Source organism: Streptomyces sp. CO7 (assembly GCF_053474865.1).
On the sequence record NZ_JBRIOU010000008.1, the window covers coordinates 197243 to 208353 of the forward strand.

An 11111-nucleotide genomic window follows, 5' to 3' on the forward strand; every position below is an offset into this window, starting at 1 on the left:
CGCCGGCCCCCGCCGTCTCGGCCGTGCGGAGCGTCACGGCGTCCGTCCGGCCGCCGTTGCCGCCGCGGCGTCCGCCGTTGCGCGCCGGTCCGCTCTGCGGTACCGCCGCCGCGGACGTCGTGGAGACGAGCCCCAGCGCCGTGAACAGCGCGAGGAACGCCGACACCAGCACCTGCCACAGCTTCCTGACCTGGGTTCCGGTCATGGATGACCTCACATTCGGGTTGGGCGATTTGCGTACTTTCCTCATGATGTGTATGCGCACCCCGATACGTGGGACCCTCGCCCGTGGCGCGTCGATGGTCGGATGAACACCACCCGGACGGACGCACGGCCGGGGAGGAGCCCCGAGGAATTCGGGGAAGAACCCCCGGCGCACGGGCGCGCCGGTGCGATCACCCGGTGATCTGAAGCGCCCCGCAGGGCAGTTGGGAGCCCACCCCTAGGTCACCGTTCGGTATCGGCCGGTGTGTATAGTCGGGCGCCTAGAGGTCTCCCTACGTCAACGAAAGACGAGGTCGCGCGGTGAAGAAGCTCCTCCTGGTCGCCCTGGCCGCCATCGGCGGTCTCCTCGTGTACCGCCAGATCCAGGCGGACCGCGCCGAGCAGGACCTGTGGACGGAGGCCACCGACTCCGTGCCCAGCGGTTCCTGAGGACGGCAGTCGCCGAACCACGCGAAAACCCCGGCCGCCCGAAGGCGGCCGGGGTTTCGTGCTGTCGGGACCGGCCTCGGCCGGTCCCGCCCTCAGCTCTGGTGGACCTGGTAGTGCGCGACCGCGTCGGCGGTGCGCCCGGCCCCGTACACCTTGAGGAACTCCGCGAGTTCGGGGTGCGTCTCCCCGATCTGTTCCGCGGCCTCGATGATGTCGCCGGCCGCGGCCAGCGAACGCAGGAGACTCTGTATCTCCCGCACCACCCGCTTCACCGTGGGGGCGCCCACCGGCGTCGCCGCCGTCTGCTGGGCGGCCACGCTCAGCATCGAGCCGCCCTGCGACTTCTTGATCTCCTCCATGCGCTCGGCCGCCTCGGCCGCGCTCACGCTGCCGTCGGCGACCTGGGCCGCCAGGTCCTGCAGCAGCCGGACCCGCTGCACCACCGCGGGATTGCCGATCTTCGCCCGCTGCCCGCTCATCAGCTGCGACAGCATCGGCGCCGACAGCCCGAGGACACCCGCGAGCCGCGCCTGGTTGAGCCCCAGGTCGTCGATCAGCCGTCGGAAGAGCTCCCCCAGAGGCTCTCCGTACCAGTTCCGCTGCAGCTCGCGCGCCCTCGAGGTGGCTTCCTGCTGTGCGGCGTCCATGCGTCTCCCCATCGCTTCCCCATGTACAGGGTTCGCTCGAGCGAACCACGTACCGAATCTTACGGAGGGCGGACGGCGGCGGGGAGTCGCCGCCGTCCTGGTTGACCAATCCTTTTGCGGGATACCGGGGGTCACCGGGTAGTCTGGTCGTCGGCTCGCACCGGTGGTCGCACCTCCGGGGCGGATGCCGTCGTTGAGGGGCCTTAGCTCAGTTGGTAGAGCGCTGTCTTTGCATGGCAGATGTCAGGGGTTCGACTCCCCTAGGCTCCACTCGGTGTCAGGCACCTTCGTCGTGCCGCGCGCCTTCTTCGAGGCCCTCCTCCGGGAGGGCCTTCGTCGTGCGTGGCCGGCCCGTTTACCTGGCAGTCGACGGGCCGTCAACGTCCGTCCCCCGTACGGACTCCGTGTGCTTCCGGCCGCCCGCGTGCGCCCCCCGTGCTTCGCCGGAAGCGTCCGGTCACGCCTGGTTCCTCCCGTTTGACGTGGGCATGCATGTGAAATCAGGGTAAAAACACACTGCGGTGTTTCCCTGTGCAGTACGGTGCCTTTCTGTGCGGTCGTCATGGGGATGGGTCCGCACGCACACCGCGGCTCTTGACCAGGGGTCGCGCGGCCTGGGGGGGGCGTGTGGATGGCACAGGACGCTCGGACGTCTGCGGACATACGGGACGCGGGCGAGGCCCGTACGCGTCGGCAGCGGGAGGACCGGCATCGTGAGGAAACGTTCCGGCCCCGCGGCATCGGCCTGAGGGACAAGCCCGGTTGGTACGTGACCACGCTGCTCTGTGTGGACTCGCTGGTTCCGACCGTGACGCTGGCGCCCGTGCTGGAGCAGTCCGGGCAGCCCGCCCCCGGTCTGGTGACCCTCACCTCGACCCTGACCTGGCTCGGCGTGCGCGGAGCGAGACGCCGGTACACCCGTGACGAGGTGGGCGAGTCCCGCGGCGCCGTCCCGGTGCTGCACGACTGGCTCATGACGCTCGGGGTCCTCGCGGTGATCGGGGTCGGCGTCCGGACGGTCGTCGACCCCTTCGTCGTCCTCGCGGCCCTGACGCCGGCCCTGCTGCTCGCGGTGTTCGCCCGGCGGGTGGTCTTCGCACACCTGGCCCGGGAGCGCCGCGCGGCGCAGGCGGTGCTGCGGGTCCTGGTCGTCGGCGAGGCCCGGGCGCTGCCGGTGGTGATGGGGCGTCTCGACTCGCGCACCGATCACCCCTACGCGGTGGTGGGCAGCGTCGCCGTCGGTGGCGAGGCGCCGGGCGCCGAGCGCCTGGACGCGCCCGCCGACCCGGACTCAGGCGCGCGCGCCGGGCGGGTGCTGGTGGACACGGTGCGCCGTCACCGCGCGGACGTGGTGCTGCTGGCGCCGGGGGCCCGGCTCTCCGGACCGGCGCTGCGGCACCTGGTCTGGGCGCTGCAGGACGCCGAGGTGGAAGTGGCGCTGGCGCCAGGCCTGGTGGAGGTCTCCGACAAGCGGCTGGAGGTCGGCTCGGTGGCCGGCCTGACCGTGCTCAAGGTGGCTCCCCCGCAGGGACCCGGTGGGGTGCAGCAGACCCTGAAGGAGGCCCTGGACCGCTGCGGGGCCGCGCTCGGGCTGCTGGCGCTCGCCCCGTTCCTGGCGCTGGTCGCGCTGGCGGTCAGGGTGGACTCGCGTGGTCCCGCGTTCTACCGGCAGCAGCGGATCGGCCGTGACCAGGACGTCTTCGTGATGTGGAAGTTCCGCACCATGGTCGTCGACGCGGACGCCCTCAAGGGCGATCTGGCGGAGCGCAACGAGAACGACGGGCTGATGTTCAAGATGCGCCGCGATCCGCGGGTGACCCGGGTCGGGCGGCTGCTGCGCCGCACCTCGCTGGACGAGCTGCCGCAGCTGTTCAACGTCCTCATCGGTGACATGTCCCTGGTGGGTCCGCGTCCTCCGCTGCCCGAGGAGGTCGCCGGGTACGACGCGACCGCGCTGCGCCGGCTGCGGGTCAAGCCCGGTATGACGGGGCTGTGGCAGGTCAGCGGCCGGTCGGACCTGTCCTGGGAAGAAACGGTTCAGCTGGACCTGCACTACGTGGACAACTGGTCGTTCGTCAGCGACCTCGACGTGCTCAGCCGTACGCTCCGCGCCGTCGCCGACGGCCGCGGAGCGTACTGAGGGGCCGAGGGTGCGAGGGATGCGCCCCCGCTCAGGCGCGGAGGGAGCCCGCACCCTCGGACAGCCACCACCGGTAGGTGGCGGCGATGCCGTCGCGCAGCGCGATCGACGGCTTCCAGCCGAGCCCGTTCAGCCGGGACACGTCCAGCAGCTTGCGGGGGGTGCCGTCCGGCTTCGTGGTGTCCCAGCGGATCTCGCCGGAGAAGCCGGTGACCTCGGCGACCGTCTCCGCGAGCGCGCGGATGGTCAGGTCCTCGCCGCAGCCGACGTTGACCGGCTCGTCGCCGTCGTAGGTCTCCAGCAGCCGGACGCAGGCCGAGGCCAGGTCGTCGACGTGCAGGAACTCGCGGCGCGGGGAGCCGGAGCCCCACAGGGTGACGTGGTCCGCCCCCGACTCGCGGGCCTCGTGGAAGCGGCGGACCAGCGCGGGCAGGACGTGCGAGGTCTCCAGGTCGAAGTTGTCGCCCGGGCCGTAGAGATTGGTGGGCATCGCACTGATCCAGGAGGCGCCGAACTGGCGCCGGTAGGACTGGACCTGGCAGATGCCGGCGATCTTGGCGAGGGCGTACGGCTCGTTGGTGGGCTCCAGCGGGCCGGTCAGCAGCGCGTCCTCACGGATGGGCTGCGGGGCGAACTTCGGATAGATGCACGAGGAGCCCAGGAAGAGCAGGCGGCCCACCCCGGCGGCGTGCGAGCCGGAGATCACGCTCAGCTGGATCCGCAGGTTGTCCTCGAGGAACTCGACCGGACGCGTGCTGTTCGCCATGATCCCGCCCACCTTGGCGGCGGCCAGCACGACCGCGTCCGGGCGCGCCTCGGCGAGGTACGCGGCGGTGGCCGCGGCGTCCCGCAGGTCCAGATCGGCGCGGCCACGGGTGAGGACCCGGTGGCCGTCGGCGGTGAGCCGGCGGACGACCGCGGAACCGACCAGCCCGCGGTGGCCCGCCACGAATATCCGGGACTGCGGCGCAAGAAGTGTCATGGACCGGATCATGCCAGCAGCCCGCGGGCGATCCCGCGCAATTCAGAAGATTTCCGTACGGATGGTTCGCGTACGGGGCGTGTGACCGAGTACGGGGCGCGGCCGGTCCACCGGCCCGTCGGGGAGGAAAACCACTCATGAGCAAGACCGCGCTGATCACCGGTGTCACCGGCCAGGACGGTTCGTACCTGGCGGAGCTGCTGCTGGGGAAGGGCTACACGGTGCACGGCCTGGTGCGCCGGTCGTCCAGCTTCAACACGGAGCGGATCGACCACATCTACCAGGGCCCCCAGGAGCCCGGCCGTCGCTTCGTGCTGCACCACGCCGACCTCACCGACGGCGTCGCCCTGGTCAACCTGCTGCGTGGGATACAGCCCCAGGAGGTCTACAACCTGGGCGCGCAGTCGCATGTGCGGGTCTCCTTCGACGCTCCGCTGTACACCGGCGACGCCACCGGGCTCGGCTCGCTGCGGCTGCTGGAGGCGGTCCGCGCCGCGGGCATCGAGACCCGCTTCTACCAGGCGTCCTCCTCGGAGATGTTCGGCGCGACGCCGCCTCCGCAGAACGAGGCGACGCCGTTCCACCCGCGCAGCCCGTACGGTGCCGCCAAGGTCTACGCGTACTGGTCCACCGTCAACTACCGTGAGGCGTACGGCATGTACGCGGTCAACGGGATCCTCTTCAACCACGAGTCCCCGCGCCGCGGCGAGACCTTCGTGACCCGGAAGATCACCCGCGCGGTGGCCCGCATCAAGGCGGGGCTGCAGCAGGAGCTCTACCTGGGGAACCTCGACGCCGTCCGCGACTGGGGCTACGCGCCCGAGTACGTGGACGCCATGTGGCGGATGCTCCAGCAGGACGAGCCGACCGACTATGTGGTGGCCACCGGGGTCGCGGCCACGGTGCGCGAGTTCCTGGAGACGGCGTTCGGTCACGCGGGGCTGGACTGGCGCGAGCACGTCCGGTACGACGCCAAGTACGAGCGTCCGAGCGAGGTGGACGCGCTGATCGGCGACGCCTCCAAGGCCGAGGAGATCCTCGGCTGGAAGCCCGAGGTCAGGGTGGAGGAACTCGCGCGGATCATGGTCGACGCCGACGTCCGCCAGGTGAACGCCGAGCTGGCGGGCACCGCGGTGCGCGTCGACCGCTGAGCCGGCCGCCGGTCGCGGGACGTGACCGGCACGGCACACAGGCTCCGGCCGCGTCCCGGGGGGACGGGGAGCGGCCGGGCTCAAGGGAGGCACACGCGTCCGGCGGCCCGCCGGACGTGTCAGGGGCGGCCCCAGGGCCGTTTGTTTGGGGGTTCGATGAGAAGAACGAGAGGGCTGAGTGCGGCCCTCGCGACGGCGCTCGCGGCGGGCCTTGCGGTCGCCGTGGCGCCGCAGGCCGGCGCGATCAGCGAGTCGGTCGCCTTCACCGCGGACGATCTGCCCACCTGGCAGACCAACGGCATCGTCTGGGCGCTGGCCCAGGCGGACGGCGTGGTCTTCGCCGGCGGCACCTTCTCCGCGGTGCGTCCCCCCGAGGGGGGAAGCGGCAGCGAGCAGCAGGCGGTCAATTTCGTGGCGCTGGACGCCGCGACGGGAGCGCCCACCGACTGCGACCTGTCCTTCACGGTGTCATCCGGCACCGCCACCGTCCGCGCGCTGGTCGTCTCCCCCGATCAGGAGACGCTGTACGTGGGCGGCTACTTCGGCGCGGTCAACGGCACCGCCGTCTCCAGCGTCGCCGCGATCGACATCGACACCTGCACGCCGCGGACCGGCTTCAACGCCGCCTTCCCGGCGACCGTGCGGGCACTGGCCGTCGCCGGGGACACGGTGTACGCGGGCGGCGACTTCACCAGCGTCAACGGCCAGCCGCGTGAGCGCTTCGCCGCCGTCGCCGCGAGCAACGGCGCCCTGCGCCCGTTCAGGACCGACGTGGACGAGCCCGGCCGGGCGATCGAGATCACCCCCGACGGGCAGCACGCCCTGATCGGCGGCGACTTCTTCACCGTCAACGGACAGAACTCGCATGCCCTCGCCGTGGTGGACGCCGCCACCGGCGACGTGGAGAAGGCCTACCCGACCGGGTTCATCCCGACCGCCTCGGTGGTCAAGGACATCGACACCGACGGAACCGGCTTCTACACCGGCAACGAGGGCACCGGCGGCGGCGTCTTCGACGGGCGCATCGCGCTGGACTACGGCACCTTCGACCAGCGCTGGCGCGACACCTGCCTGGGTGCCACCCAGGCCGTGGAGTCCTACGAGGACGTCCTCTACAGCGCCTCGCACGCCCACGACTGCTCCGGCGTCGGCGAGTTCCCGGACGGGCGGCGCCAGCACTTCCTGGCCCAGCCCACGACCTCCACCGGCAAGCTGGGCTGGTTCCCGGACACCAACGACGGCATGGGCGAGAGCATCGGTCCGCGCGCGTTGACCGTCTCCTCGAAGAACGGCGTCCAGTACCTGTGGTCCGGCGGCGAGTTCACCACCGTCAACGGCTCGGCGGCGCAAGGACTCACCCGGTTCGCCTCGACCGGTGACGTGGGCGCCCCCACCGTTCCGGTGATCGGCGCGGACGCGGTGGAGCCGGGCAAGGTCAAGGTCCGCTGGCGCACCAGCCTGGACAACGACGACAGCCGGCTGATCTACAAGATCTACCGCAACGGCTCGAACACGCCGGTCGGCACGGTCGAGGCGGACTCCCTCTTCTGGGAGCGCCCGCAGGCGTCCTTCACCGACACGGGCGTCACCCCGGGCTCGACCTACAGCTACCGGGTGACCGCCTCGGACCCGGCCGGCAACACCAGTGCCCTGTCGGCGACCACGAGCGTCACCGTGCCGAAGACGGCCGAGCCGTACGCCTCGGCGGTGCTGGCGGACAACCCGAACCTGTACTGGCGGCACGACGAGAGGACCACGCCGTACGTCGGCGACTCCTCGGGCGGAGACCAGAGCGGCGTGATGAGCGGAGGCCCGGCCCTCGGCGAGGCGGGCGCGCTCACCGGCAACGGCACCTCGTACGGCTTCGACGGCACCGACGACCGCCTCTACAGCGACCGTCGCACCACCGTCGGCTCGTCCTACTCGCTGGAGACCTGGTTCCGCACCACCACCACGAGGGGCGGCAAGCTGGTGGGCTTCGGCAACAACACCACCAGGAACAGCGGAAGCTACGACAAGCACCTCTACATGGCCAACGACGGGCGTCTGTTCTTCGGCGCCTATGACGGGGCCACGCGGACGGTGAACTCCCTCACCCGCTACAACGACGGCAAGTGGCACCACGTCGTCGGCACCCAGGGCCCCGGCGGCATGACGCTGTACGTCGACGGCGCGCGGGTGGCGGGCAGCACCGCGTACACCTCGTTCCAGAGCTATGCCGGCTACTGGCACGTGGGCGGTGACAACCTGAGCGGCTGGCCGTCGCGTCCGAGCAGCGACAGCTTCGCCGGTCAGATCGACGAGGTCGCGGTCTACCCGAGCGTGCTCGGCGCCGCCCGGGTGGCCGCGCACCACCAGCTGGCCACCAAGCAGGGCGACACCGTCACCTCGGTGCAGGCGTCCGAGGACACCTACGTGAACGAGGGCGCCAAGGGCACCGCGTACGGCTCCGCGACCTCGCTGGCGGTCCGCGGCAGCTCCGGGTACGAGGCGTACCTGCGCTTCGCCCTGCCCGCGGCCCCGGCCGGCACCACGCTGACCGGCGCGGCGCTGGAGGTCCGCACGGACTCCTCGGCCTCCGCCGGTTCGGCCGACGCCGTCACGCTGCGGCCGGTCACCGGCGACTGGACCGAGGCGGGCACCACGTGGAACACCAAGCCCGCCCTGGGCCCGGCCACGCTGGGTACGCTCACCCCGCCGGCCGGCTCCAGCTCCGGCGCTTCCGCGGAGCTGGACGTCGCCGCCGTGCGGGCGGCGCTGGGCGGTGACTACGGCCTGGCGCTGACGTCGGCCGGGACCGACGCCCTGTGGCTGTGGTCCAGCGAGGCCGCGTCCGCGGCGGGCACGCCGCGGCTGATCCTCACCTTCTCGCCCCAGTAGGGCGGGCCCCCGGCCCGGTGGCCCCCGTCGGTCGCACGACCGCGGGAGGCCACCGGGCCGCGGCACAGATCTGGCGCAACCGCATCACCGAGCACGTCCCGCACGCGTGTGTGCGGAGCAGAGAGCAGGAGTTCCATGCGCAACCACCCGCTGGCGGCGGCCGCCGCCCTGATCGCCCTGGGCCTGCTGCCCGCTCTCTCCGGCTGCTCGTCCTCCTCCGACGACCGGGCCGGCGGCGGCGACCGGACGGCGGCGGGGCACTCCGCGCCCTCCGGGGAGCGGACCTCGAAGCCGGGCGCGTCCTCGTCCCCGGGTCCGGTGCTTCCGGACGCGAAGATCGAGGCGCCGAAGGGTTCGGGAGAGTTCACGAAGAAGGAGAAGGAGTACCTCAGCGGCCGGGTGCCCGAGCAGATGGAGCCGGCCGCCGTCCTGGACCTCGGCAAGGAGGCCTGCCAGCGGATCGACCGCACCGCTCGGCACGACAAGGACGCGGTGATCGGCGCGCTGGTGGCCGGGGAGATCCCGGACGCCGAGCCGGCCGTCACCCACCTGTGCCCGGAGCACGAGCCGCTGATCGAGGCCGCGAAGGGCGGCTACCCGGACGGGCAGCACAAGAGGCCCGCGGCGGGTGAGTACCGGACCGTGTCGGCGGGACCGGCCTGCGCCTGGACGGTCACCGGGTCCGGCGGCAAGGTGCTCGCCTCCGGGCCGGGCACCGGGGGCGCCCGGAAGGACGGCACGTACACCATGACCGTGCCGTCCGGGGCCGCCGGGCTGGTCTCCTCCGGGTGCTACGCCTGGGTGCGGGCCTGACCGGCGCCGACCGCCCCGCCGTACACCTCCAGAAGCCTCCCGACCACCGCGTCGATCGAGAAGGCCTCGCCGGCCAGCCTGTGGGCCGCCGCCGAGGCCTTCTCCGCGTTCTCGGGCTCCAGCAGCTCCAGCACCGCCCCGGCCAGGGCGTCAGCGCCCTCGACCACCCGCCCGGCGCCCGCCTCGCCGATCGCCGGCGCCAGGCCGTTGGAGCGCGTCACCACGGCGGGCGTGCCGACCGAGAGGGACTCCAGGACCGACATCGGGAACGGCTCGTCCACCGAGGGCAGCACGTAGACGTGGGCCCGGCGCAGCTCCTCCAGCACCCGGGCGGAGGGCAGCGCGCCCACGCAGAACACCCGGTCGGCGAGCCGCAGTTCCTCGATCCGCCGCCGCACCGCCGCGAGCTCGCCCTCGTCGGGGCCGGCGACCACGAACTCGGCGTCCGGGTGGCGGTCCAGGATCGCGGGCGCGGCGTCGACGAAGTCCACGGGGCGCTTGCGGGCCTGCAGGCGGGCGGCGTAGAGGATCCGGGGCGGCCCGGCGGGCTGCGGGCGCGGCTCCTGGGCGGGCACGCCGTTCACCAGGTGCACGGCGGTGGTCAGCTGAGCGCCGAGCACCGCGTCCAGGTCTCGCCGCTCGTGGCCGGTGAGGTGGAGCACCGCGGCCGCGCCGCGCAGCACCCGGCGGACGGCCAGGGCGTCCAGGACCTTGGCGAGCGCCTTGCCGCTGGGGTCGACCATGCCGTGCGTCTGCAGCACCAGCGGGACGCCGGCGCGCAGCGCGGCCAACGCCACCGGGAGGGTGACCAGGTCGCGGGCGAGGTGGACGTGGACCACGTCCGCCTCGCGCACCAGGCGTCCGGCGCGGGCCAGCAGGGCGGGCGAGGTGATGCCGCTGAAGCCGAGCGGCAGCAGACGGCGCGCCGGGTACAGGCGGGCGGGCACGCCCTCCACCTCACGCGGCGGGCCGCCGTCGAACCCCTCGGCCAGGGCGAGGAGTTGTGGGCGGTGGCCGCGGGCCGCCAGGCCGTGGGCGAGGTTGAGAGCGACCCTGACGGGCCCGCCGAAGGCGCCGGTGGGCGAGTGCAGGGTGACCGCGTGCAGGACCCGCAGCGCCCCCTCGGGGGCGCTCACGCGGGCTCCTTCACGGGGCGGCGGGCGCCGTCGGCGGTGTGCAGGGTCAGCTCGGGCAGGTCCTGGTGGAGCACCGCGCCCGCGCCGACCACGGCGTGCCGGCCGACCGTGGCGCCGGCGAGCACGGTGGCCCGGGCGGCTATCCAGGCGCCGTCCCCGACGGTGATCGGGGCGTTGCGGTAGCGGAAGTCGGCGGCACGGTGGTCGTGCGAGCCGGTGCAGAGCAGGGCCTCCTGGGAGACGCACACGTGGCGGCCGAGGGTGACCGGCTCCAGGTTGAGCAGCCAGGCGCCCTCGCCTATCCAGGTGTGGTCGCCGACGGTCAGCTTCCACGGCCACAGCACGCGTACCCGGTGGCGGATCAGCACCCGCTCGCCCACGGTCGCGCCGAAGGCGCGCAGCAGCGCGACCCGCAGCCGCGGCGGGCACCACCAGGCCATGAAGACCAGGTTCATCACCGCGAACCACAGGGCCTGGACCAGCTTGCCCCGCCCCTTGTCGTATCCGGCCAGGGTGAACGACGAGAGATCACGCATGCCGGCCCCCTTCCCCCGCGCGTCACCGGGAGGCGACGCCCCGCCGGTCGTCCGCGCTCCCCAGCGCGGTGATCACAGGCTAGTGGGTCGCCGGAGGTCCCGGCAGGGCCTGTGGACAACCCTCGTCGCATCGTCCACAGGGCGGACGCGTGTCCGATGATCGCTCGTAGAC

The 11111-nt window shown here is 72.7% G+C and carries 9 protein-coding genes, 1 tRNA gene and 1 pseudogene; 6 read left to right on the forward strand and 5 right to left on the reverse strand.

Annotated features, from left to right (window positions below):
* Positions 1–205 (reverse strand): annotated as a pseudogene (locus ACOV8S_RS25800) (DUF6344 domain-containing protein); the annotation flags it as partial.
* Positions 206–525: 320 nt separating this feature from the next.
* Here ACOV8S_RS25800 and ACOV8S_RS25805 point away from each other — a divergent pair.
* On the forward strand, positions 526–654 hold the full coding sequence (locus ACOV8S_RS25805) for a DLW-39 family protein (RefSeq protein ID WP_007824483.1): 129 nt from the start codon (positions 526–528) through the stop codon (positions 652–654).
* A 92-nt stretch (positions 655–746) separates the two neighbouring features.
* On the opposite strand, the gene ACOV8S_RS25810 is transcribed toward ACOV8S_RS25805, so the two are convergent.
* Complete coding sequence (locus ACOV8S_RS25810; protein WP_351115034.1) at positions 747–1301, reverse strand: helix-turn-helix domain-containing protein; 555 nt, start codon at positions 1299–1301, stop codon at positions 747–749.
* 197 nt (positions 1302–1498) lie between these two features.
* Here ACOV8S_RS25810 and ACOV8S_RS25815 point away from each other — a divergent pair.
* Positions 1499–1571 (forward strand) — tRNA-Ala (locus tag ACOV8S_RS25815).
* 361 nt (positions 1572–1932) lie between these two features.
* Positions 1933–3441 carry a sugar transferase gene (locus ACOV8S_RS25820; protein ID WP_448320635.1) on the forward strand — a complete coding sequence of 503 codons (1509 nt, stop codon included), beginning with the start codon at positions 1933–1935 and terminating at the stop codon, positions 3439–3441.
* 31 nt (positions 3442–3472) lie between these two features.
* Here ACOV8S_RS25820 and ACOV8S_RS25825 read toward each other — a convergent pair whose 3' ends face one another.
* Positions 3473–4423: a GDP-L-fucose synthase family protein gene (locus ACOV8S_RS25825; RefSeq protein WP_448320636.1), complete on the reverse strand. Its 951-nt coding sequence runs from the start codon at positions 4421–4423 to the stop codon at positions 3473–3475.
* Between the two features lie 137 nt (positions 4424–4560).
* Between ACOV8S_RS25825 and gmd the strand changes: the two genes are divergently transcribed.
* From gmd to ACOV8S_RS25840, 3 genes are all read left to right on the forward strand, one after another.
* A complete protein-coding gene (gene gmd, locus ACOV8S_RS25830; RefSeq protein WP_448320637.1) occupies positions 4561–5574 on the forward strand; it encodes a GDP-mannose 4,6-dehydratase in 1014 nt (337 codons plus the stop codon).
* Between the two features lie 156 nt (positions 5575–5730).
* Positions 5731–8454, forward strand: coding sequence for a DNRLRE domain-containing protein (locus tag ACOV8S_RS25835; protein ID WP_448320638.1), 2724 nt, complete (start codon positions 5731–5733; stop codon positions 8452–8454).
* 135 nt (positions 8455–8589) lie between these two features.
* Positions 8590–9267, forward strand: coding sequence for a hypothetical protein (locus ACOV8S_RS25840; protein ID WP_448320640.1), 678 nt, complete (start codon positions 8590–8592; stop codon positions 9265–9267).
* Here the strand turns inward: ACOV8S_RS25840 and ACOV8S_RS25845 are convergent.
* Positions 9246–10382 (reverse strand): glycosyltransferase, encoded by a 1137-nt coding sequence (locus tag ACOV8S_RS25845; RefSeq protein ID WP_448320876.1) that lies wholly within the window; start codon positions 10380–10382, stop codon positions 9246–9248. The genes ACOV8S_RS25840 and ACOV8S_RS25845 overlap by 22 nt on opposite strands.
* Before the next feature lie 17 nt (positions 10383–10399).
* Positions 10400–10939 (reverse strand): WcaF family extracellular polysaccharide biosynthesis acetyltransferase, encoded by a 540-nt coding sequence (locus ACOV8S_RS25850; RefSeq protein ID WP_448320641.1) that lies wholly within the window; start codon positions 10937–10939, stop codon positions 10400–10402.
* Between the last annotated feature and the right edge of the window lie 172 nt (positions 10940–11111).

Coding starts and splice junctions, on each gene's coding strand:
- ACOV8S_RS25840 (WP_448320640.1), top strand. CDS start 8,590: ATGCGCAACCACCCGCTGGCGGCGGCCGCCGCCCTGATCGCCCTGGGC.
- ACOV8S_RS25850 (WP_448320641.1), bottom strand. CDS start 10,939: ATGCGTGATCTCTCGTCGTTCACCCTGGCCGGATACGACAAGGGGCGG.
- ACOV8S_RS25810 (WP_351115034.1), bottom strand. CDS start 1,301: ATGGACGCCGCACAGCAGGAAGCCACCTCGAGGGCGCGCGAGCTGCAG.
- ACOV8S_RS25820 (WP_448320635.1), top strand. CDS start 1,933: ATGGCACAGGACGCTCGGACGTCTGCGGACATACGGGACGCGGGCGAG.
- ACOV8S_RS25835 (WP_448320638.1), top strand. CDS start 5,731: ATGAGAAGAACGAGAGGGCTGAGTGCGGCCCTCGCGACGGCGCTCGCG.
- ACOV8S_RS25825 (WP_448320636.1), bottom strand. CDS start 4,423: ATGACACTTCTTGCGCCGCAGTCCCGGATATTCGTGGCGGGCCACCGC.
- gmd (WP_448320637.1), top strand. CDS start 4,561: ATGAGCAAGACCGCGCTGATCACCGGTGTCACCGGCCAGGACGGTTCG.